The sequence below is a fragment of the Pseudoalteromonas sp. SIMBA_162 genome, assembly GCF_046535955.1.
GTDB lineage: Bacteria > Pseudomonadota > Gammaproteobacteria > Enterobacterales > Alteromonadaceae > Pseudoalteromonas > Pseudoalteromonas marina.
Window position 1 is genome coordinate 1 of the sequence record NZ_JAWJBQ010000850.1, and the last position, 251, is coordinate 251.

1 protein-coding gene is annotated in these 251 nt (G+C 65.7%); it reads right to left on the reverse strand.

The features are described 5' to 3' along the window. Positions 1-251: dihydroxy-acid dehydratase (locus R0J88_RS22090; RefSeq protein ID WP_410901188.1), on the reverse strand; the 251-nt coding region annotated here is incomplete at both ends.

The following is a 251-nucleotide window of genomic DNA, read 5'->3' on the forward strand; positions in this document are numbered from 1 at the left end:
CCCGGGCCACCGGGCGCAGGATGTTTTCGTCCAGGCTTTCGATCGGGCCGTCGCGCCACACCAGCTTGCCGTTGTCCAGGAAGGGTTCCTGGGTATAGCGGCTCAGGCCGCGGCCGGCCACGGTATTGACGTCTTCGTGGAGCAGGCCGGCTTCCAGCAGCTCGCGGATCAGGAAAGACATGCCGCCCGCCGCCTGGAAGTGGTTGATATCGGCCTTGCCGTTTGGATAGACGTGGGACAGGGTCGGCACC